The following is a 22,618-nucleotide window of genomic DNA, read 5'->3' as shown; positions in this document are numbered from 1 at the left end:
ATCATAAATGTTAGAATTCTTGAAACAGCCCTGGGCTTGGTACGTTGCAGGTCCATTAGTCGGGTTAACCGTACCCTTGCTATTATTTATTGGCAACAAATCATTTGGCATCAGTTCCTCGCTACGGCATATATGTGCATCCTGTATGCCTGCGGGTATCCCGTTCTTTAAATACGATTGGAAAAAAGAAGTGTGGAACCTGTTTTTTGTGTTCGGGATATTTTTGGGCGGAGCTATTGCCGTTAGCCTGTTATCAAATCCGGCTCCCGTTGAGGTCAATCCAAAACTGGCACAGGAATTAGCGGGCTACGGCATTACCAACTATAACAATCTAATCCCTGAAGATATTATCAACTGGCAATCCTTACTGACCCTAAAGGGTTTTATCCTGATGGTAGTAGGAGGATTTTTAGTAGGCTTCGGCACACGTTATGCGGGTGGCTGTACCAGCGGACACGCCATTATGGGATTGTCTAATTTACAGTTGCCCTCGCTGATTGCCACCATCTGTTTTATGATTGGCGGTTTCATTATGGCGAACCTCATTTTACCGTTTATACTTTCATTATAACCCTGACAAGAAATGCAACAAAACAGAGATATAGAAAAAGATTTACAACTTCGTGAACTGGATGCGATGTGTGTCAACGAAAGCCGTTTGGAACACAAATGGTATCATAACATCAAATACCTGATAATCGGCATACTGTTCGGTATCGTATTCGTAAAATCGGAAGTCGTAAGCTGGTTCCGCATACAGGAAATGTTCCGACTGCAATCGTTCCATATGTACGGCATTATCGGGAGTGCGGTCTTAACGGGTATGATCTCCGTTTTCCTGATAAAGAAATTCAATATCAAAACCATTTACGGCGAACCTATTAAAATTGCTCCTAAAACATTCAATAAAGGGCAAATCTATGGCGCTCTGATTTTTGGTTTGGGCTGGGCAATAACCGGAGCCTGTCCGGGTCCCTTGTTTGCACAAATCGGAACGGGGGCTACCGTTATTGCCGTTACCCTGTTGAGTGCCATTACAGGTACTTGGGTGTATGGCTTGCTAAGGGAAAAACTGCCTCATTAATACCGTTTATGTATCGGTTTAAACGATTGCTGGCAACAGCAATGTGGGTTTTTATTGCCCAAACTTTACAGGCACAAAAACATTACAACGCTTGGTTTCGCAGTACGTTAAGCGTTCCTGTCGGCGAAAAATTCAAAGTAGATAATGAGTTTCAGCACAGGCGACAGAGCGGATTTCAAAACGGGAATATGCTGGATAACAACCTGATGTTTACATTCAGGAATTGGGTACACTACCAGCATAACCCCAACCTAAAGTTTTCCGTTTCGCCGTTTGCCTATTTTTCCCATTACCGCATTATTCAGGATAAGCCAGATAAAGAAGCTGCACCTAATAGTGAGGTACGGTTTTCAGTAGCAGAAGAATTACAGCACAAAATATACAAGCGTATTTACCTTGTGAACAGGAATGCTTTGGAATACCGTATTATCAATAACCAACAACCCAACGTTATAAGGTTCCGTACACGTTTCGGTGGTCGGTATGAATTGACCGAACAACTTAAACTTACCCTATTTGACGAGTTCTTTATCAACGTAACGGGAACTTCTTCAGCACAGTTTCCCGACCATAACAGGACAGGGCTGAACATTGAATACAGCGTGTTGCCCAATCTGAAATTTGATGTCGGCTACATATACCTTATCCGGTTTTCTGTCCCGTCGGCATCCGGCAATATCAGGTTATACGAAAACAATATGTTCCTTAATTTGACCTATCAACTGAAAAATAACAAATAACACCACCACAACATCATTTACCTTATGTAACAAAAGTTACAGTACAGGGAGGACAGATAGTCTAAATTTGTGGGTTACGAATTTCAAAAAGATGATTATGCTGACCAAAGCAAAGTTTACCACTACTATAGCTTTATTTATAATCTTGTTCTTACAAGGAAATCAATTACAAGCCCAAAGCTATTTTTTCGAGCGGGTATATGATGAAACATTGGCGCAGGCAAGTTTTGTGATAGGCGATTTAAAAACCAAAGAAGCTATTGTTATAGACCCGAAGCGGGATATGGATACTTACTTGGAAATTGCCAAAGCTAACCACCTCAATATAACCAAAGTAGCCGAAACACATATCCACGCCGATTTTTTAAGCGGTTCCCGTGAACTGGCAGCCGTTACCAATGCGGAGTTGCTACTGTCCGATGAGGGCGGAGCGGATTGGCAATATCAGTTTCTACACACCGGGCTGAAAGACGGCAGTATCATCTCTATCGGGCAGGTGGAACTGAAAGTAATGCACACGCCCGGACACACGCCCGAAAGCATCACTTTTTTGGTAAGAGATACGAAAGTTCCAGCCACACCACAAAGAGCCATTACGGGAGATTTTATTTTCGTGGGCGATGTTGGTCGTCCTGACCTGCTGGAAAAAGCAGCCGGGCAGGTCGGCTCACAGGAGCTTGGAGCAAAAAAGCTTTATGCTTCTATTCAAAAGTTTTCCCGATTGCCTGACGATTTGGAGATATGGGCAGGACACGGAGCAGGTTCATTCTGTGGCAAGAGCCTAAGCACCATTCCACATTCTACCTTAAAAGAAGAAAAGCAGAACAGCAAAGCCTTTCAATTTAAAAATGATGAAAAAGGTTTTGTAAAATACATTTTGGACGGACAGCCGACCCCGCCCAACTATTTTGCCGTGATGAAGCAACTCAACAAGGTGGAACGTCCGTTGCTTATTCAAGTTCCTGTTCATCCAAAACTCAACCAGCCAGCATTTCAAAAAGCCATTGACAACAAATTGCTGGTTATTGATACCCGCAGCAAAAACGAGGTTGTCAAAGGTCACATTCCGGGCAGCCTGCATATCGAAAACGGAAAATCATTTTCCACTTGGGTAGGTTCTTTGGTAGATTATCAACCTCAAATCGTATTGATAACCGATGAAAGCCACACGGAAGACCTGACCCGTAAGCTGATGCGTATCGGGATGGATAATATCTACGGTTTTGTGACCGACTTGGATAAGATGAATGTGGCACTGGAAAAATCCGACCTCGTTAGTATCGGGGAACTGAAAAAGCACCTGGATAAAAAAGACGTTCAAATCATAGATGTGCGAACCGAGAGCGAATACCATAACGGACACATCAAAGGCGTGGAAAATATGGTGCTGACCTCATTGGAAAACAACATGGACAAAATCAGCAAAGACAAACCTGTTATCGTGCATTGTCAAAGCGGGGTACGGGCAGCAATGGCATATTCCATACTGAAAAGGAACGGCGTGAAAAATCTTAAAATGTATTCGGGAGGTATCAACGAATGGACGGAACAAAAAAACGAGTTAGTGAAATAAGGGTTTCTTCAGATAGTGTTAAATCATACAAGGGGTGCGTGGCAACACTTCTTTTCCTAACGATAGTAAAAGCATATATAAGCAAACTGCATCGTATTTCACTGTTTTTCGTGTTAAAAAAGCATAAAACAGGCGTAATTGTTTGCGACCTTAATCAAATAAAACTATTTTTGTAAATTGATGAACAGGACTATACCAAATATTTTAACGAATTGCAAGCGATACTTTTTAGTATTCGCCACGTTCTTGTTGGTATTGCTTACATCCTGCTCGATCAAAAGCAGCATTAAAATTTTTGCAGGTCTGCCAACACAGACAGAAAGTGGTTTTCCTAAAACTCATCAGAGTTTCCCGACAAGCTCTCTGGAAAAATGTAGCAAGATTGAAACTGCCGACAACCAGATTGTCCAAAACTTTAATTTTAAGGCGAACGATTTTCTACCCGTTCTTCTTTTTACGGCTTCCTTTCTTTTCCTTATCGGCTTCTGCCCATTAAACAAAGAAAACAAACATCCACTTTATAGCGGTAGCAACAAAATCCGAAGTTCTATTCCTATCTTTTTGGAATACCGGAAGCTCATCATCCACTTTGCCCGCTAATTCTCTTTTCCTATTGACTGCGATGCGGTTTCAATAGGCTTTCTATTGTTTTCATTTTAAAATAATCTTAGGTCGTTTTAACCGACCTCTCCAAAATTGTATCGTAATATGATAAAACATATTATGGCAACCACATTATTATGGTTAGCCATTGTTGCTGCGCTTCCACTATATGCGCAGCAACAACAGGAATATACTTTAGGCAGCTTGTGGTCTAAAGTCGAAGAAAATTATCCCGGAGTTGGAGCCAAAATGTCGGCGATTGATGCTGCAAAGTATAACCAACGGGCGGTAAAAGGCAATATGCTGCCGCAGGTAAACGCACAGGCACAGAATACCTACGGTACTTACGAGGGAAGCGCAGGCGGATTTTTCCCACAGCCCGGCTTTTTCAATGTAAATGGTTCAGTGCCGTTAGACGGCAGTACCACCGCAGCTAATACCTTTGGCTCCGCCATTGTCAATTGGGAATTGTTCTCTTTCGGAAAGCTCCGTAAGCAAAACGAGGCTGCCGGAGCGTTGTATGATAAATCAGTGAGTGATAAAGATGCGTATGTCCTCAACCTTAAAAAGATATTATCTGAAAGATACATTACCCTTTTGTACAACAATGCCAAGTTGCAGTGGACAAAGAACAACGCCGAACGCCTGAACGATATTCGCAAAATCACTTCCGGTTTATCAGCATCAGGTCTTAGACCTGCTGCAGACAGCCTGCTTGCTTCATCGTCTTATGTACAGGCAATGGGCGAATACGATAAATGGAATGGCTTTAAAAATGCCGCTTACATCAAGCTGTTAGAACTGTACGGCGATGATACCGTTAATTATACAGCATCCGCTAACCGTTTCGACAATCCCGCCGAAAATAGCTTGAACAAGGTAAACACCATCAATCCCTCGCACCCCATTTTAGATGCTTTGGATAAACAGTCCGAGTATTACACGTTGAGCGGCGAGGCACAAAAAAGGTCTTCTTTGCCCTCTATCAATCTGTTGGGCGGTTATGCCTACCGGGGTACGGGCATCAGTCCCAACGGAAAGGTATCGGGAGCGTGGAAAGACGGGTTCAGGAATACCACCAATAATTTTTTGGCGGGTATCGGCATCACGTGGAATTTGACGAGCCTGCATACCAACCGGATGAAAGGCGAGCAACTTTTTAAAGAAGCCGAAAGTACCAAATTACTCCATTCGCAATACGAGCAGGCAATGCAGGCAGATTTGTCCGCTTCGCAGGCAAAAATCGTTCAGCAGTACCAGCAGCTTCAGAAAACGAAACTTGCCGTACAGCAGTCGCAGGATGCTTACAATATGTACCTCGCAAGGTATAAAAGCGGTTTGATCACGTTAAGCGAACTGTTACAGATACGCATTTTGCTGGAACAGGCAGAGAACGCCCACATCGAGGCTTCCCGTGAGTATTGGGTATTGCTGGCTTATGAAGCGGAGCTGACTGCCGATTTCGACTTTTTGTTTAACAACCTTTAAATAATCGTATATGAACATTATAAGATTTGCGTTAAGGAAACCTATTGCGATTATGGTTGTCGTACTGGCGATAGCTTTCTTTTCCTACAATACCATTAAAAAAATAAACGTAGATATATTCCCCGAAGTGGAATTACCTGCGATGTATGTGGCTATGCCTTACGGTGGTTTGTCCCCCGCCTATATGGACGGGTTTATGGCAAACGAGTTCCAAAAGGTACTCCTGTTTGTCAGTGGTGTAAAGAACATTGATTTTAAAAGTGTACAGGGTTTGACCCTGATGAAGCTGACCTTTTATCCCGGAACCGATATGTCGCAGGCTGCCGGAGAGGTATCTACTTCCGTTTCACGGGCAATGGGCTTCCTGCCGCCCGGAGCCGTCCCGCCGATGGTGGTACGCTTTGACGGTAGTTCGCTTCCGGTAGGAAACCTTGTGTTTGAAAGCGACCAGCGTTCCGTAAATGAAATACAGACATTGGCATTGACCAAAATACGCCCGATGTTCGTACAAATTCCGGGCATCACTTCTCCTGCGCCTTTTGGCGGTAACATCCGTTCCATTGTCATTAACATTGACCCCGAAGCAATGCAGGCGAACGGGTTAAGCCCCGAAGATATTACGGTAGCCATTACCAAAAACAGTCTTCCGTCGCCTGCTGGAAATATCCGCATTGGCGATGAAAACCTGATGGCTCCGATTAATTCTATTGCCAAAGGACCTCAAGAATTGTTGAAAACCCCTGTAAAAACAAGCGATAACCGTACAGTATATGTTGGCGATGTTGCCCGTGTAGAAGACGGCGCAGACCAGACCGTAGGCTACGCTTTGGTTAACGGCAAACGTTCGGTTTACCTGCCTATTATCAAGAAAGCAGATGCTTCCACATTGGATGCCGTGGAGAACCTAAAGGCAGCCATTCCGATGCTGAAAGACCAATTGCCGGAAGATGTAAAGGTCAGCTATGAATTTGACCAATCGAATTATATAGAGCGTTCTCTTTCCAACCTGATACACGAGGGTATTTTGGGAGCGGTATTTACAGGATTGATGATATTATTGTTCCTGGGCGATACCCGTGGAGCAATCATTGTGGTACTGACCATTCCGATTGCCATTCTTGCAGCAGTTACCACATTGTACCTTTTCGGACAGACCATTAATATTATGACATTGAGCGGGCTGGCTTTGTCCATTGGTATTCTCGTCGATGAAGCCACGGTAACGATAGAGAACATACACCAGCATATGGAAATGGGCAAGCCCAAACAGCGGGCGATTATAGATGCCCTGCTTGAAATCTCTATCCCCAAATTGCTGATTTTGCTGTGTATTCTTGCGGTATTGACACCTGCCTTTATTATGACAGGCATTCCAAAAGATATGTTTATGCCTTTGTCAATGGCAGTTGCCTTTGCGATGATAGCTTCCTTTTTGGCTTCGCAGACCTTTGTGCCTATACTGGCAAACTGGATGATGAAGAATAAGCACAACACGGAAGCCAACACACCGAGAAAGCGGGCTTTCTTCGATAAGTTCCGTGTAAACTATTCATTCAAGATGCGCAAATGGTCAACTAAAGCCATACCGCTTTTTGTGGTTTATGTATTGGTTGCAGGTGCTATTTCAGGCTTATTATTGACTGTTGTAGGTACGGATGTAATGCCCGTTTCCAATAACGGCGATTTTCAGATACGCATAGATGCTCCGTCAGGAAGCAGGCTCGAAAAGACCGAGCAGATTGTCAAAGATATTACCAATGATATTAAAGCAGAACTTCCCGAAAACGGATTGAATATTACTTCCGCATTTGTGGGGATGCACCCCGCAGGTTCGCCTATCAACCCGATATTCCTTTTCAGTAATTCATCAAACGAAGCGGTGTTGCAAATATCCGTCAATAAGGAAGTGTACGGCGGTTCGATGGAAGATTTTAAAGAGAAAGTCCGTAAAAAGATTATAGAAAAGCATCCCGAAGTCGCATTCAATTTTGAACCGATGGAACTGACCGAAAAGATTATGGGTCAGGGTGCGATGACACCTATCGAGGTTAAAGTCGGAGCAGGTCAGGTAAAAGGAGCTTATGCCCACGCATCAAAGATTGAGGCAAACCTGAAAAATGTTCCGTATCTGCGTGATGTACGCATTGCCGAACCTGTTGCTTACCCAAGTATGGAGATTGAAGTAAACCGTGACCTTGCCGGGCAGTTCGGTTTGACGATGCAGGATATTACCCGCAGCCTTATTACGGCTACTTCATCCACCCGTTTTACAGATAAAAACCTTTGGATTGACCCGAAATCGGGATTGGTATTCCAAACTCAGGTACAGATACCGGAGGGTATTATGTCGGAGGAAAGATTGCGCTCGCTTCCGTTGAAAGCCGGAAGTCTTCGCCCCGTATTGGAAGATGTGGCAACCATACGCAGGGTTACGGCTCCTGCACAGGTAAACCGTAAGGGACCGAACCGTTATGTTACCATTGTTGCCAATCTGTATGACAAGGATTTGGGTACGGCATCAAGGGCAGTAAAGCAGGCGATTAAAGATGCGGGCGAAGCACCTCGTGGTACTGTGGTATGGACAGAGGGAACATTACAGTTATTGGATGATACATTGGGCAGTCTTTTGGCAGGTTTAGGAGTAGCTATTATTGCCATATTCCTGATGCTTTCGGCTTATTACCAGTCGTTCAAAGTGCCTTTGATTATCCTTTCAGTATTGCCTGCCGTGATTGCGGGCAGCCTTATCATTTTATTCCTGACAGGCAGTACACTTAACCTGCAATCCTATATGGGTATTATTATGTCGCTTGGGGTATCGGTTTCCAATGCGGTGTTATTGGTCAATCAGGCAGAATATTACCGTACAAAAATGGCGCTAAGACCTGTTAATGCCGCAAGGCTGGCAGCTTCGTCAAGGTTAAGACCTGTATTAATGACCGCCGCAGCGATGCTTGCCGGGATGTTGCCAATGGCATTGGGCTTAGGCGATGGTGCAGAGCAGGTAGCACCATTGGGCAGGGCTGTTATTGGTGGCTTGATTGCCTCTACTGTAACCATCCTGTTATTGGTTCCGCATTTCTTTTCATCTATGATGTCAAGGACGAAAGTCATAAGCCCGTCATTAGACCCTGACGATTGCGAGAGCAGGTATTATGCAGAACAATCCGGTAAACAAACGATATAATAAACTTTAAAACAATCATTACAATGTATCACAGCATTTCAATAAATAGAAAATCAACAGTAGTATTGGCATTGGCTACCTCGCTGGTATTGCTGCTTTCCGCTTGTTCCCAAAAAGAAAAGGAAAAAGAGCAGGCTAAAACCGAACAGCCCAAAGCAGTGAGTTATAAGACGGCTCCTGTACAGTTCATCAATCCCGAATACGAAATTTCGGTTCCGGCAGAACTGAAACCCTACGAGCAGGTAGCCGTATTCGCAAAGGTTACGGGCTTTGTGCAAAAAATGTACGTTGACCGTGGCGACAGGGTTCGTAAAGGGCAGCTTTTGGCAGTTTTGGAAGCTCCCGAAATGCAGCAGCAATATCTTTCGAGCAAATCATCGGAGCAAAAAGTACATAGTGATTATCTGTATGCTAAACAGGCTTATGACCGATTGGTTACGGCTTCCAAAACAACGGGAGCCGTAGCGGATATTGAACTCGACAGGGCTAAAAGTGCGATGGAAAGTGCCAAATCCGCTTATGATGCTTCGAGAGCAGGTACAGCGCATTCTTCGCAGTTGCAGCAGTATTTACGCATTACAGCACCTTTCGACGGGATTATTACACAAAGAAATGTTTCCGTTGGTGCTTTGGCGGGTACAGGAAGCAATACGCCTTTGTTTATGATGGCGCAGGGCAATAAGCTACGCCTAACATTATCCCTACCGGAAAAACACGCAGCATCCGTAAAACAGGGTATGACCGCAACGTTTACCGTTAGCTCGCAGCCGGGCAAAACATTCGATGCCAAACTTTCCCGTACATCGGGATTGCTTGACCAGCAAGACCGCTCGCTTACATTGGAGTTTGACGTGAACAATCCGTCTGGCGAATTGCAGGGTGGCGATTACGCCCAGGTTAAGCTCAAATTACAGCGTAAAGCCCCGTCCTATTGGGTTAAGAGTAAGTCCGTCCTGAATACACAGTCGGGTATGTATGTTTTAACGATGAACAACGACGAAGTAAAACGGGTAGCCGTAAATGAGGGCATCCGTTTAGATACGCTGACAGAGGTTTTCGGCAACCTTTCTCCAGAAGACAAAATCATTATCAAACCTTCGGAAGAAATCAAAGAGGGTAAAATAAATAAATAGGATTATGAGCGCATACATCAAAAGAATTGCCTTGCTCCCGCTAATGGTCATTACGGGATGGGCATACGCATCAATGAACGGAAACGGCATTGACGGAAAGATGACCGTAAATCAAGGCACTAATGGCGAACGCCAATTAGTGTCCGATGAACAGCAAACACCTGATTTGAAGTTCAAGGACGAAAACGGTAAAACCGTTTCGTTACACTCGTTAAAAGGAAAGGTTGTCTTTATCAATCTTTGGGCAACTTGGTGTCCGCCCTGCATCCACGAAATGCCCTCCATCAATGAACTGCGGAAGACCTTTAAGGACAATAAGGATTTGGTATTCCTGATGGTCGATGTGGACGGGAATATAGAAAAGTCAAAAGAGTGGATGAAGAAGAAAAAATTTGACCTCCCTGTACACGTTCCCGATAGTGAAATACCTCGTGAACTATTTGCAGGTTCTATCCCAACCACCATTATAGTAGATAAGCAAAACAACATCATCGGTAGGCAGGTGGGCGGTGCTGACTATTCTTCAAAAGAAGTCATTAACCTATTGACAAAACTTTTAAACGAAAAATAGTTGGCAATAGATAAGAAAAATATTCAGTAACAATTAAATGGTAATACAATGAAAAAGACAATATTTTTTGTGGCACTCTTATTTATAAGTGCCGCATCATTCGGACAAATACTAAAGCCTGTAAAATGGTCTTATGCTTCAAAGAAAATCAACGACAAAGAGGCGGTGCTGCTTTTAAAGGCAACCATAGATGACGGCTGGCATATCTATTCGCAGACAGTTCCTAAAAATGGTCCGCAACCGACAAGTTTTTCGTTCCAATCGTCGAAAGCCTACCAATTGAGCGGAAAGGTAATAGCAGCTAAACCTATTGTCAAACACGACCCTACTTTTGATATGGAAGTGGGCTACTACAAAAAATCTGTGGTGTTCCAGCAAAAGATAAAATTAACGGGCAATGCGCCTACGGTAAAAGGGACACTTACCTATATGGTTTGTAACGACAAGCAATGCTTACCGCCTGAAGAATTGACGTTCAGCATTGCTGTGAAATAAAGTATATCTTATGAAATTAATAGCGAAAATAATAACGATACTATTCATCAGCGGGCTGATGTCTGTTACTGCAAATGCGCAGACGGACAGCCTTGTTTCGTATGATGAGGTGGAGTTTACGGAAATAACGGGACAGCAAACCGTTCAGCAGGACAGTATCGCACCATCCGCAGATCCGAAGACTTCGGTAAGCGAGGGAAAAGAAGCTACATTACAAAAGAATGAAACCACAACAGATACAGGTTCATTATGGGCAATCTTTATTGCGGGCTTCATTGGTGGCTTTGCGGCATTGCTGATGCCCTGCATCTTCCCGATGTTGCCCTTAACCGTAAGTTTCTTTACCAAGAGCGGACACACCAAAGGCAGGGCGGTAACGCAGGCAATGATATATGGCTTATCCATTATACTCATTTATGTGCTATTGGGCATTCTCATTACCGTAATATTCGGTGCTGATGCGCTTAACAGCCTTTCCACAAACGGGATTTTTAATTTCGCATTCTTTGCCCTTTTGGTCGTATTCGCTTTTTCCTTTTTCGGGGCGTTCGAGCTTTCGCTCCCTGCTTCGCTTGCAAATAAATTAGACCGTAAGGCAGACCGTGGTGGTTTGTTGGGGCTTTTCTTTATGGCAGCAACATTGGCGGTCGTATCGTTTTCCTGCACAGGTCCGATTATCGGAACGTTACTGGTACAGGCTGCCACAATGGGCGAGCTTTTAGGTCCCGCTATCGGGATGCTGGGCTTTGCGTTGGCTTTGGCAATACCGTTTACACTTTTCGCAATGTTCCCAAGCCTTTTAAAAAGTCTTCCGTCTTCGGGTGGCTGGCTAAACAGTGTAAAGATTACGCTCGGCTTTTTGGAGCTGGCACTTGCTTTGAAATTTTTGAGCAATGTTGACCTTGCCTATCATTGGAACTGGTTTGACAGGGAAGTCTTTTTGGCACTCTGGATTATTATTTTCGGGTATTTGGGCTTTTATTTATTGGGCAAGCTCCGGTTTCCCGGCGACAGCCCTGCTGTAAATATAAGCCTGCCAAGAATGGTGCTTTCAATGGTGGTGCTTGCCTTTACCCTGTATATGGTTCCGGGATTGTGGGGCGCACCCTTAAAATCCATTTCGGCATTTTTACCGCCACAGGCAACGCAGGATTTTGACCTGTACACGCCCTCATTGAGTGGAACACAGGCAAGCCATTCAACGGGCAGTAAAGCTCATAAATATTCAGACATATTCCACGCTCCGTTAAACCTGAACGTATTTTTTGATTATGACGAGGGAATGGAATATGCGAAAAAAGCGGGTAAGCCAGTGATGCTCGATTTTACAGGGCACGCCTGCGTAAACTGCCGTAAAATGGAAGCATCGGTATGGTCTGATAAAGATGTACTCCGGCTATTGAATGAAGAGTTGGTTATAATACAGCTTTATGTGGACGACAAGACCGCCTTGCCACAGGCAGAGCAATCTGTATCATCGTTCAGTGGCAAAAATATCCGTACCATAGGCAATAAATGGAGCGATTTTCAGGCGAGTAGATACAACGCCAATTCGCAACCCTTTTATGTGCTTTTAAACCCCGCCAACGAAGAAATTTTGGTAAACCCTATCGGAGCAGACTATGACCCGAAAAGCTATCACAGCTTTCTCCAATCGGCAATAGACCGATACAAGAGTAAGAATTAAAAGAATTAGACAACAGTAAAATTATTCAATATGAAAATGCAATTTAAAAATTTGGTAGTTCGTTCCGGGATTTTCATCATCACAGCCATTTCGCTGGCAGCTTGTGGAAATACGGATAAGGGCAAAGAAAACGCATCAGATAGAGGGAACGCTCCAATGGAGGAAGTAGCGGAAGCGGAAGCTCCGGTTTCGACAACTTCGGATATTTCCTTTAAGGATGAAAGCGGAAAAACCGTAGCCTTAAACTCATTAAAAGGTAAAGTTGTATTCATCAACTTTTGGGCTACGTGGTGTCCGCCCTGCATCCATGAAATGCCGTCCATCAACAAGCTAAAGCAGACTTATAAAGACAAGGATATTGTGTTCCTGATGGTGGACGTGGATAACAATATGGAAAAATCCGCTGCTTTTATGAAAGACAACAAGTATGATCTGCCTGTGTATGTTCCTGTGGACAATATTCCACCTGATTATTTAGGCAGTGCTATCCCGACTACGGTTATACTGGATAAAAGTGGCGATATGATAGCCCGTATGGAGGGTGGCAGGGATTATACAAGCCCCGAAATTACCAAAGCGCTGAATGAATTGGTCGAAAGCAACTAACAGATAAAAACAGGAACTATGTTGAAAAATAAAGAAGTTTCAGAAGAAAAAAAGCCATCTGGAAATAAGTTTTCACTCTTCATCAGAAAAAATGCTCAATATATCGTATTGGTAATCGCCGTTATTATACTGGTAAACCCCGATGCAAAATCATTCGTGCTTCGTCAGTTAATGGCAACAGGGCTTTTTAATGCGAGTATAGATAAAAAGGGCGATGGCACGGTAAGCCAGGCGAACACAGATTTTGATTTTGCTGATGAAAAAGGAAATATTCAAAATACCGCATCACTACGTGGCAAAGTTGTATTTATAAACTTTTGGGCTTCGTGGTGTCCGCCTTGCAGGGCTGAATTTCCCTCTATCGAAACGCTTTATACCCAATTCAAGGATAACCCTGATATATTCTTTCTGACAATCAACGAGGACAGCGACCCTGCAACTGGTAAGGCATACCTTGAAAAAGAAAAATTTTCAGTCCCGATGTATCAGTCAAATGGCAATGTTCCGGCAGAGATTTACTCCGGTGCATTGCCTACTACCGTTGTATTGGATAAGAACGGAAAAGTCAGATTGCACCACGCAGGATTTGCGAATTACGCATCAGACAAGTTCGTAAGACAGATAGAAGAGTTAATAAATGAATAACGAAACAAAAGGAATTTTAAAATGAAAAGATTACAAGCCTTGTTTATAGGGATATTGTGTTTTACATCTGTAAGCGCTTTTGCACAACAAAAAACCGATACCGTTTTTGAACCTGCAAAAGCATATAAAAAGCATTACAATGCCCTATACATTTTGAACGAAGCAGAAGATAAAAAAATTAGAGGAATGCTTCGCAATATAAATAATGTACTGAATGACCCACGACTGAAAGGCAAGCTGCACATTGAAGTTGTTGCATTTTCTGACGGCGTGGAAATGTATAAAAAAGCTAATAGCTATCAGGAAATATTGATTGCGCTAAAAGACAAGGGCGTTGTATTCGCTCAATGTTCAAAAACGATGGAGGAACGAAAAATTGAAAAAAAAGAACTGTTTGATTTCGTGAATTACGTTCCGAGCGGTAACGGGGAAATCATATTAAGGCAATATGAGGGGTGGGCGATTGTTCATCCTTAATCAAAAAATGTTTCAAACCCAAAATTCAATATTATGGAATTATCAATAGGATTTATAAACGATGTACACGGCTATCTCGAACCGCACCCCGAACTGTTTTACAACAAGAATGGAGAATATGTAAAAACAGCAGGCGGATATGCAAGGATTGCAACCATTTTCGAGAAGATAAAAAGCGAAAATGAACATGTCTTATTTTTCGATGGGGGCGACACCTTTCACGGCACTTTGCCCGTGGTATCTTCAAAGGGCGAAGCACTTATACCCATTTTAAACCAGCTCGGTCTTAGCGGAATGGTTGGGCATTGGGATTTCGCTTACACACCCGAGCATCTTGTTACGTTGGCAGAACAGCTTAATTACCCTGTACTGGCGATTAATGTTTTTAACGGGGACGGCACACTGTTCCTAAAGCCGTATTCATTTATCGAGGTTGGCAATATCAAAGTAGCTGTGATAGGAATTTGCGCCAACATCATAGATAAAACAATGCCCGATAAATTTAGCAAAGGGATCTATGTAACCGATGCGATGCAGGAAATAAACGGCTACGTGGAGGAAGTGAGAGATCAGGGAGCTGACTTGGTTATACTTTTATCCCACAACGGCTTTCCGCAGGATATTGAATCGCTGAAACACACCAACGGTATTGATATTTGCCTTAGTGCACATACGCACAACAGGCTGTATGAACCTGTAAAAGTGAATGACACTCTTATAATCCAATGCGGCTGCCACGGTTCTTTTGTGGGACACTTAAAGCTATCTGTTTCAGACCATAAAATCACACACCACGAATATGAACTTATAGAAGTGAATGAGCAAGTTGCCAGCGATAAATCTATGGAACAGATGGTAAATGATATTATGGTTTCGTACAGAAGCCTGCAAAAGCAGCTTGTCGGAAAAACGGAAACAATCTTACACCGATATTCAACATTTTCATCGTCAATGGATGATTTGCTGCTAAAAGCAATCAGCAATGCGGCAGATGTGAAGATTGCTTTTTCAAACGGTTGGCGATATGGTGCGCCTATTGATAAGGGAGATATTACCGTGTGGGATTTGTACAATATGGTTCCGATGAACCCGGTTATAACTACTGTGGATATGACAGGGCAAGAGATAATTGATATGCTTGAAGAAAACTTTGAGCGTACTTTTTCAGCCAATCCTATGCAGCAAATGGGCGGATATTGCAAAAGGCATATTGGGTTGCAAATTAAGTTCCATATCGAAAATCCCTGTGGCTACCGAATAGAAGAAATCTTGTTTGAGGGCATACATCTTAATAAGCAAAGCACCTATAAGGTTGCCTACATTACCCAACAAGGTGTTTCGGATAAATACGGTAGTAACAGAATAGATTTAGAAGTAACTACCATACAAGCCCTAATTACTTACTTGAACGAAAGTAACGTTGGTGCAAATACCAATTTTTCGGGAGAATGAACCTGTGAGAATACGGGGTTTTACTCATAATTATTTTAACATTAAGCCTAATGCTATGGAAAAACAATATGAACATTGCGTACAAAAGTTAGACCATAAGATTGAAGAACTGACAGCCGAAACGGAGAACCCGATTGTCTTAGCCCATCAGTTAATAGAACTCCTATTAGGCTGTATGGCTGAACTAAAATCTTATGTAATGGAAAATGGTTTTAAAAATTCAGACGAAGAGATATATTTCTTCAAACATATAAAACCTGTTTTCCTCTCAAAACTTATTTATTACAATGCCATCTATAAAATAGAAACTAAAAAGCCTTATGGTAATGGCAAAGCCATAAAGAAATATATAGGCAATGAGCTTGCAAAGCTGAAAAGGTTTTTCGATAACAATCTCGACTTTTATAAGTATTACAGAACCAACAACACCTACCTTGATGAAAAATATTTTATCAGGGGCAAGTATGATATAAAATTGAGCTTAGATACTTATTACTTTGAAACAGACCATAACTTTACCACATCCCACGATTATAAAGTCGCTAAAATAATAGCAAATGATCTGATACAAGTCTATTTGGAAGACCAGCTTAATTATAGCAGTAAGAAAAAGACATCGGAAAAATCACCATTAAACTGGACGGCAAGCAAAACCGCATTAACGGAACTGATATACGCTTTGTATGCACAAGGCGTGTTTGACAATGGAAATGCCGATATTAAAATAATCGCCAAAACATTTGAAACCACCTTTAATATTGATTTGGGCGACTTCTACCATACATTTATGGAATTGAAAGCACGAAAGATAAACCGCACCAAATTCATTGACAGTTTGCGGGATGCACTGCTAAAACGGATGGACGAGCAGCAAGAAGACTAGCAATAAAAATTTGATAAGAAAGAAAACGAGGACTTGCAGATCCTCGTTCACTTTTTTGTTTGCTCCCATTACAATTACAGTACCCCTCGTGGCAGATGAACACCTTTCGTCCGTACAATACTTTCAGAAACCTTTTGATTTTCTTGCTTTTTTTCGGCTTGTTCCGCAGGTTCTTCTTGCGTTTCGGGTTTTATGGATAAGTGTATTTTACGTTCAACAGAAGCCAGCTCCGTTTTGAGTTCGCTCAATCGGCTCTCTTTACTCCATGTACCGTTCAGCACTTCCTGAAGAACAGGTAAATCCTTTTGTATTTCGGCTATTTTCTTTTGCTCCTGTTCAATGTAGGCGGGTAGCTTCTCCAAAGCATTAAGGAAATTAGCAGATGCCAGCTTTTCATCTTTAGCGATGATCCCGTTGTTATACGTGTATTTGATATTGCCCTCGCCCTGTATCAGAAAACGGTTTACCCGAATATCCACGCCCTCTTTTTGTGACATTTCCGTTTTTACCAAAAGCTGAAAACCATAAAGACTGCCGATTTCCTCATAATCTCCACCTGTACGCGATTTGTCCGAAAGCTGGTTGAGCTTTGCACCGATCTGTTTTATATCTGCATTGGACGGTAAGCCGTCCAGCTTAATAAGGTTTGCAACAGTACCGTCAGGCAGTTTTTGGATGCGCCCTTCCAGGTTATTCCAATCGAGGCTCATCCGGTCGAAGCGGGATTGGGCTTTGTCCAATTCTGCCGTATAATCGTCCAACTTGTATTTGGCACTATACTTAGAACGGTTGAACGATTGCCTTTCGCTTTCCAGCCCGGCAATCTGTTTTTCTATTTTGGCTTTTTCCAAAAGGTCTGTATTCCCCATAAGGATAGCTACGTACTCCGAAAAGTTCATACCCGATTTTTCGTCCATACTGCCCTCGTCAATCGTCCGTTTGCCGAGATTGTTGGATTTTAATTGGTTTATGAATAGCTGTTTGTTGTACAGTAGGTTGAACTTATAGCTGTCCAACGATTTTTCTACTGCATAGATAATTACGTCCACTTTGTTATTATTAAAATGTTTAGCGATTTCATTGCCTTTCCGGATAGCCCGACCGTCCCTTTGGGCAAGGTCGCTCGGTCGCCACGGCGTATCCAGATGATGTACGGCAACGGCTCTTTTCTGTGCGTTTACACCTGTACCGAGCATACTCGTTGAGCCGAACAGCACACGGATTTTACCGCTGTTCATTCCATTGATAAGCTCCTTGCGTTGCTTGTCATTTTTTGCTTCCTGTATAAACCGGATTTCGTGTGCAGGTATGCCGTGGTCTTCCACGAGCTTGCGCTTAATTTCGGAGTACACATTCCATTCGTTCGGCTTGTATGTTCCCAAATCCGAGAAAACGAACTGCGTACCTTTCTGTACATTAAACTTGTTGTAATACTTGGCGATGTTTGCTGCGCAGTGCGAAGCCTTGTTATCAGGGTGGTCTTTGTAATGCGGGCTTACCATCCGCATATCGAGCGACATCTTACGGGCGTAATCCGTAGCGATGAGCATCTTGGCTTTTTCTTCTTTTTTAGATAGCGGTTCTCTGCCGAGCAATTCGCCTTTGCCAGTTTTGGCAAACTCCATCAGCTTTTCGATAAACTTCTCCTGGTCAGGCGTAGGCGGTATGTTATAGAATATCTCGTTCTTTTCGGGGCGGTCTATGCCAATCATTTCGGCTGTCCGATAATCCGTGATTTCGGAATAGAATTGAGCCAGTTCAGGCACTTTGATAAAATAGCGGAAACGCTCTTTTGCTACGATATTGTTAGCTACCGAAAATTCATAATCGGTTGTTTTCTTCGCATAGATTGCCGCCCACGCATCAAAGGATTTGATACCCTGTTTTGCCAACGCCCGTGGTCGCAGGTATTTGAAAAGCAGGTATAATTCGGTAAGCGAATTGCTGATGGTTGTTCCCGAAAGAAAGGTTGCACCCATATCCGCATCAATACGCTCCTGTATGGTACGAACGGCAAAGAGCAGGTTCATTGCCTTTTGACTGCCTTGTGGGTTGCCCAATCCCGCTACCCGTGAATGCCTTGTATTGAACATCAGGTTTTTGAATTGGTGGCTTTCGTCCACAAACAAATGGTCGATGCCCATCATCTTGAAATCAACTATATCATCTTTGCGGTTTTCAATATCGTGTTGCAGGGTTTTGAGCTTTACTTCGAGGTTTTCTTTTTGTTTTTCTGCTCCGGTAAGCATCCATTTGGTTACATCATCGCCCTGGCTTCGTAATACATCGAGGTTTTCCTCTACACTGTCCAATTCTACTTGCAGAATTTCCTTTTGTATTTCGGGCGATTGGGGTATCATTCCGAACTGGTCGTGTGTCAATATCACGCAGTCCCACTCGTTGTTTTTAATATCGCCGAAAATCCGCTTGCGTTTTTCGGGCGTAAAGTCATCAATACCGGGATAGAGAATTTTGGCGTGGGGATAGGCGGTGCGGTAGGCTTCGGCTATTTCAGGTATATTCGCTTTCAGCCCGATAATCATCGGCTTGTGGGCTAAACCCAAACGCTTCATTTCCTGTGCGCCTGTACACATTATCAACGTCTTTCCTGCACCCACTTCGTGATCGCAGATAGCGCCGTTGTTCATCTTTATCATCCAGACTGCATCCTTTTGGCTTGAATACAGGTCGTCAATCTTTAATCCCCTGCGGTCTAATCCCGGAAACTCCTGATGTGTGCCGTCATAATTCGGTCGGACAAAACAGTTAAATGTGTCGTTGTATTGGTCGGTCAGCCTTGTTTTGAACTCATCATTCTGGGCGTGAAGCCAGTCGGTAAAGGCAGTTCGGATTTCGTCAATCTTGGTGTTCGCCATTTGTATGGCTTCCATATCTCGCACCTTGACATCCTTGCCATCTACCTCTACGGTTTTTGATATATCAGGTGTGGTATTGACGAGGGCGTGTTTGAGCAGGGCAATTCCGTCATAAGTCCGATTTTGGGCTTTGACCGCATATTTGTCCCAAATATGTACGTTCTTCTGCTTGCAGGTTACGGAAAAATCATCGGCACTATCCGAATAATGCACCCGGACTTCTGCATCGAAAAGGTGTGATGCAAACCGTGCATAAATACCCGTGGGTATCCAGCGTTCGCCTAAATTAAAATCGAGTTCTTCAAATTCAATTCGTGCCGGTCGGGCTTCTTCCAAAACGCTAAGGCTTTCTTTGGCTTCGGCATCATCGGGATTGTTTTCGAGGTAGCTTCTTACTTCCGCCGCTTTTTCAACCACGTTGCCTGCAACCCAGCGTTCCGTTATTTCATATTCCTGCTCCAACGGGTTGAAGAAGATCCTGCCGTGCAATGCTTCTTTCAGCGTATCGGCAGGCATACTGCTGATTTCGGACATATAGTCCAAATCCACGCTTCCGTATTTGTTCAGCGAAGCCGCTAACGCCTCATCGGGATTGTCTGTTGCTATCGTTGCTGTAGAAAAACTTACCGGACGGCTGAATATATCCGCCTTGTGTATCACGCCGCCCACAACACGCTCCAAATAGGGCATTTCCTTACCTGCATTATCTGTCTTAATGAGCTTGATATTCTCGGCATTGTTCAGATTGCCGTATCTTTTGACAAAGGCATCGTACAATCGGTTAAGGTTTTCCCTTTCTTCCTTATGTTCAGTTTGTTGCTGGGCTTCTTTGGTGTAAAGCTGTTGGTAAACATCACGTACCCCGATATACGCTTCGGCTCTTGCTTTTTGTAAAGTGGGTAATTGCAACGGGTGGAAAATAGCCGTACTGTCTGCGGTATCTACACTTTGCAGATAGCCCACCCAGCCATTGTCCACCACAAGGCAATCGTTTCTATGGAACGATTGCAGCTCGCCACTAAACGGCGCAGGTTCGGGAATGGCATTAATAATGGTGTTAGGAATGGCTGGCTTATCAGCTTGGCCATTCTCGTCTTGTTGCGAAAATAAATCGCCGATTATTTCCTGTTTTTTTCCGTTGGATGATGTATTACCGTTGGCAGAATTGTTAGAAACAGGAGGCACATAAGGTTGTTGCATTGCAGAACTGAACAGGTCGGGCTGGCGACCGATAGGCATTCGTGTTCTTCGGGTAGTCTGCCTTTTGGTTTGCGTTGCTTTCTTTGGCGGAGCAAGAACGGCTACAGGTTCGTCCGCATTTTCAAACAGGTCGAAAATGCTTAACTGCTTTAATTCCTGTGGACTTTCCTGTATTACGGTGTGTGTTGCAAAAATCGGTGGTTCGGGCTGGATGATTTCACGCTCAACAACGGGAGGCGGAATTACTGGCGTTGGAATTTGTATCAAAGGTTCATCATTCTGTTCGCTCCTGTATAAAGATACATTCAGATACTTGCCAAAATCATCTGAAAGCATTTTTTTGAGGTCATCGGCAATGCCCTCAACGCCGTCTTTGTGTATAAAGATTAATGCAGGTTGCCCGTATGGGTCGGTATCTAATTTCCAATCGGTATGTACAATTCTTGTACTATCCTGAAATAAAGCATTGTTAGGTGTATCTTGCTCGGTTCGGTTGCTTATGCAAAACAATTCTTCCGTATCGGTCAATCCTTGCTTTGCCGTATTCTTTTGCAGGATAATCAGGTCGCTTCCGACTTCTGTACCTGCATAATCCGTGAACAGGTTATTAGGTAAGCGGACGGCTGAAACCAAATTGTTATCCTGCATTAATGCCCTGCGTATCGGCTCATTCTTTGGACTGTTTAAAATGCCTTGTGAGGTAATGAAAACCTGTAAACCGCCCTCACGGAGCATATCATTACCTTTCAAAAAGAAATAGTTATGAATGCTTCGGGCAGCTTGCTCTTTTGCAGGGTTCCTGCTACGGGAATAAGAAAGGTCGAAAACCGAAGTATCGCCAAAAGGGATGTTACTGGCAACGACATCGTAGCTGTTTTGTTCCTTTTCGGGTATTTCCTCAAAACCGCTTATGCGGATATTGCTTTCGGGATAAAGTTGCTTTAAGATTTTACCTGTCAGCAGATCCTTTTCATAGGCTGTAACTTTTACCTGTTGGTTTTCAGAAAAGGATTGTATAAACGAGCCGATACCTGCGGACGGTTCGAGGAATTTATCAATCTTCAAACCGCTATCACGCAATGCGGAAGAAACGGCATCTATAATCTGCGGTGGTGTATAGAATGCCGTGAGTACGGAGCTGCGCATACTGTCCACATAGCGTTTGTATTGCTTTTCGTCTGTGGCGTTCTCTTTTAAGACCTGATGCAGTTCCTGTGTAATGGGGAAAAGGCCGTGTTCGGTTTTTCTCCAATTATTGATGTCAATTTCATTCTCTACGGGGTTCAGAACGAATTTAAGACCGCCAAATCCGCTGTATTGCATCATTAGCAGTCTTTCGCCTGCGGAGGCTTGTCGGTTCTCCTTTTCCAGTTTAAAAGCAATCCGCAGGGCATCAATATTCTCTTGGAGATGTTGGCGTTTACTGAAGCCCATTTTCGGCTATCCATATTGCGATTGCTCCGGTTATCTCGGTATAGAGCTGGTCAAACTCTGTGGTATAAGCGAAATCATCGGTTAGTTCATATTGGGCAAAAACAGGTTCGCACAGACGGAACATTTTCAGGGCAAATGGTCGCAGTTCTTCGTCTGCCATCAGGGTATCAAACTCATTGCAGACCACTTGAAAAATGGTATCGAAACGGGAAAAGTGCAAGCCCTCAAACAGTATGTAATTGGCTATCTCGTTGCACTGTTCAATAGCATTTCCCGAACTGAAAGCACCCTCGTAAGCGTTGGCAGCCCACGAAGAACGCTGGTCTATAAATTTCTGGTCGCCTGCTTTTTCGGGGAAGCCGGAATTAAGGTGTTCTTGCAGTCGTAATCTGTAATACGACAAGTCTTTTTGCTGTGTATCCATACTATAATTTTGTTTAGAATTTTACGTAAAGCCTAAAATTATAGCGGTAGATAAGCGGGT

General features: G+C 43.4%; 17 protein-coding genes. 15 read left to right on the top strand and 2 right to left on the bottom strand.

The genetic code is table 11. The annotated features are described in order from the left end of the window. Positions 1-7: 7 nt before the first annotated feature. From ACH11B_RS26665 to ACH11B_RS26595, 15 genes are all read left to right on the top strand, one after another. Positions 8-571 (top strand): YeeE/YedE family protein, encoded by a 564-nt coding sequence (locus tag ACH11B_RS26665; protein WP_003012699.1) that lies wholly within the window; start codon positions 8-10, stop codon positions 569-571. Between the two features lie 12 nt (positions 572-583). Continuing rightward, positions 584-1,084, top strand: coding sequence for a DUF6691 family protein (locus ACH11B_RS26660; protein WP_003012696.1), 501 nt, complete (start codon positions 584-586; stop codon positions 1,082-1,084). A gap of 8 nt (positions 1,085-1,092) precedes the next feature. Next, positions 1,093-1,824, top strand: coding sequence for a DUF2490 domain-containing protein (locus tag ACH11B_RS26655; protein WP_003012694.1), 732 nt, complete (start codon positions 1,093-1,095; stop codon positions 1,822-1,824). 97 nt (positions 1,825-1,921) lie between these two features. Beyond that, on the top strand, positions 1,922-3,397 hold the full coding sequence (locus ACH11B_RS26650) for a rhodanese-like domain-containing protein (protein ID WP_157600622.1): 1,476 nt from the start codon (positions 1,922-1,924) through the stop codon (positions 3,395-3,397). Between the two features lie 723 nt (positions 3,398-4,120). Beyond that, complete coding sequence (locus ACH11B_RS26645; RefSeq protein ID WP_232279867.1) at positions 4,121-5,488, top strand: TolC family protein; 1,368 nt, start codon at positions 4,121-4,123, stop codon at positions 5,486-5,488. A gap of 10 nt (positions 5,489-5,498) precedes the next feature. Further along, a complete protein-coding gene (locus tag ACH11B_RS26640) occupies positions 5,499-8,675 on the top strand; it encodes an efflux RND transporter permease subunit (protein ID WP_113663476.1) in 3,177 nt (1,058 codons plus the stop codon). A gap of 23 nt (positions 8,676-8,698) precedes the next feature. Next, positions 8,699-9,808, top strand: a complete 1,110-nt coding sequence (locus ACH11B_RS26635; RefSeq protein WP_003012682.1) for an efflux RND transporter periplasmic adaptor subunit — start codon at positions 8,699-8,701, stop codon at positions 9,806-9,808. A gap of 4 nt (positions 9,809-9,812) precedes the next feature. Continuing rightward, positions 9,813-10,379: a TlpA disulfide reductase family protein gene (locus tag ACH11B_RS26630; RefSeq protein ID WP_003012680.1), complete on the top strand. Its 567-nt coding sequence runs from the start codon at positions 9,813-9,815 to the stop codon at positions 10,377-10,379. Between the two features lie 48 nt (positions 10,380-10,427). Beyond that, a complete protein-coding gene (locus ACH11B_RS26625) occupies positions 10,428-10,874 on the top strand; it encodes a protein-disulfide reductase DsbD N-terminal domain-containing protein (RefSeq protein ID WP_003012678.1) in 447 nt (148 codons plus the stop codon). 10 nt (positions 10,875-10,884) lie between these two features. Continuing rightward, complete coding sequence (locus tag ACH11B_RS26620) at positions 10,885-12,561, top strand: protein-disulfide reductase DsbD (protein ID WP_003012676.1); 1,677 nt, start codon at positions 10,885-10,887, stop codon at positions 12,559-12,561. Between the two features lie 30 nt (positions 12,562-12,591). Then, the gene (locus tag ACH11B_RS26615) at positions 12,592-13,167 is read left to right on the top strand and encodes a TlpA disulfide reductase family protein (RefSeq protein WP_003012674.1); all 576 of its coding nucleotides are present in this window, start codon (positions 12,592-12,594) and stop codon (positions 13,165-13,167) included. Positions 13,168-13,185: 18 nt separating this feature from the next. Further along, positions 13,186-13,812 (top strand): TlpA disulfide reductase family protein, encoded by a 627-nt coding sequence (locus ACH11B_RS26610; RefSeq protein WP_003012672.1) that lies wholly within the window; start codon positions 13,186-13,188, stop codon positions 13,810-13,812. Between the two features lie 21 nt (positions 13,813-13,833). Beyond that, positions 13,834-14,289 (top strand): DsrE family protein, encoded by a 456-nt coding sequence (locus ACH11B_RS26605; RefSeq protein WP_003012668.1) that lies wholly within the window; start codon positions 13,834-13,836, stop codon positions 14,287-14,289. Positions 14,290-14,322: 33 nt separating this feature from the next. Beyond that, positions 14,323-15,741, top strand: coding sequence for a bifunctional UDP-sugar hydrolase/5'-nucleotidase (locus ACH11B_RS26600; protein ID WP_003012665.1), 1,419 nt, complete (start codon positions 14,323-14,325; stop codon positions 15,739-15,741). 55 nt (positions 15,742-15,796) lie between these two features. Continuing rightward, positions 15,797-16,624 carry an RteC domain-containing protein gene (locus ACH11B_RS26595; protein ID WP_039990588.1) on the top strand — a complete coding sequence of 276 codons (828 nt, stop codon included), beginning with the start codon at positions 15,797-15,799 and terminating at the stop codon, positions 16,622-16,624. A gap of 74 nt (positions 16,625-16,698) precedes the next feature. Here the strand turns inward: ACH11B_RS26595 and ACH11B_RS26590 are convergent, their stop codons facing one another. Then, positions 16,699-22,134 (bottom strand): N-6 DNA methylase, encoded by a 5,436-nt coding sequence (locus ACH11B_RS26590; RefSeq protein ID WP_003012661.1) that lies wholly within the window; start codon positions 22,132-22,134, stop codon positions 16,699-16,701. Further along, positions 22,121-22,558 carry a DUF1896 domain-containing protein gene (locus tag ACH11B_RS26585; protein WP_003012658.1) on the bottom strand — a complete coding sequence of 146 codons (438 nt, stop codon included), beginning with the start codon at positions 22,556-22,558 and terminating at the stop codon, positions 22,121-22,123. Before ACH11B_RS26585 ends, ACH11B_RS26590 begins: the two co-directional genes overlap by 14 nt. Positions 22,559-22,618: the final 60 nt, after the last annotated feature.

It is taken from the genome of Olivibacter sp. EAT-5 (assembly GCF_044784325.1).
Taxonomy (GTDB): domain Bacteria; phylum Bacteroidota; class Bacteroidia; order Sphingobacteriales; family Sphingobacteriaceae; genus Olivibacter; species Olivibacter oleidegradans.
This window is presented reverse-complemented; position numbering and strand designations above follow the sequence as displayed.

Coding starts and splice junctions, on each gene's coding strand:
- ACH11B_RS26620 (WP_003012676.1), top strand. CDS start 10,885: ATGAAATTAATAGCGAAAATAATAACGATACTATTCATCAGCGGGCTG.
- ACH11B_RS26615 (WP_003012674.1), top strand. CDS start 12,592: ATGAAAATGCAATTTAAAAATTTGGTAGTTCGTTCCGGGATTTTCATC.
- ACH11B_RS26645 (WP_232279867.1), top strand. CDS start 4,121: ATGGCAACCACATTATTATGGTTAGCCATTGTTGCTGCGCTTCCACTA.
- ACH11B_RS26585 (WP_003012658.1), bottom strand. CDS start 22,558: ATGGATACACAGCAAAAAGACTTGTCGTATTACAGATTACGACTGCAA.
- ACH11B_RS26625 (WP_003012678.1), top strand. CDS start 10,428: ATGAAAAAGACAATATTTTTTGTGGCACTCTTATTTATAAGTGCCGCA.
- ACH11B_RS26650 (WP_157600622.1), top strand. CDS start 1,922: ATGCTGACCAAAGCAAAGTTTACCACTACTATAGCTTTATTTATAATC.
- ACH11B_RS26590 (WP_003012661.1), bottom strand. CDS start 22,134: ATGGGCTTCAGTAAACGCCAACATCTCCAAGAGAATATTGATGCCCTG.
- ACH11B_RS26635 (WP_003012682.1), top strand. CDS start 8,699: ATGTATCACAGCATTTCAATAAATAGAAAATCAACAGTAGTATTGGCA.
- ACH11B_RS26630 (WP_003012680.1), top strand. CDS start 9,813: ATGAGCGCATACATCAAAAGAATTGCCTTGCTCCCGCTAATGGTCATT.
- ACH11B_RS26665 (WP_003012699.1), top strand. CDS start 8: ATGTTAGAATTCTTGAAACAGCCCTGGGCTTGGTACGTTGCAGGTCCA.
- ACH11B_RS26600 (WP_003012665.1), top strand. CDS start 14,323: ATGGAATTATCAATAGGATTTATAAACGATGTACACGGCTATCTCGAA.
- ACH11B_RS26660 (WP_003012696.1), top strand. CDS start 584: ATGCAACAAAACAGAGATATAGAAAAAGATTTACAACTTCGTGAACTG.
- ACH11B_RS26640 (WP_113663476.1), top strand. CDS start 5,499: ATGAACATTATAAGATTTGCGTTAAGGAAACCTATTGCGATTATGGTT.
- ACH11B_RS26610 (WP_003012672.1), top strand. CDS start 13,186: ATGTTGAAAAATAAAGAAGTTTCAGAAGAAAAAAAGCCATCTGGAAAT.
- ACH11B_RS26595 (WP_039990588.1), top strand. CDS start 15,797: ATGGAAAAACAATATGAACATTGCGTACAAAAGTTAGACCATAAGATT.
- ACH11B_RS26605 (WP_003012668.1), top strand. CDS start 13,834: ATGAAAAGATTACAAGCCTTGTTTATAGGGATATTGTGTTTTACATCT.
- ACH11B_RS26655 (WP_003012694.1), top strand. CDS start 1,093: ATGTATCGGTTTAAACGATTGCTGGCAACAGCAATGTGGGTTTTTATT.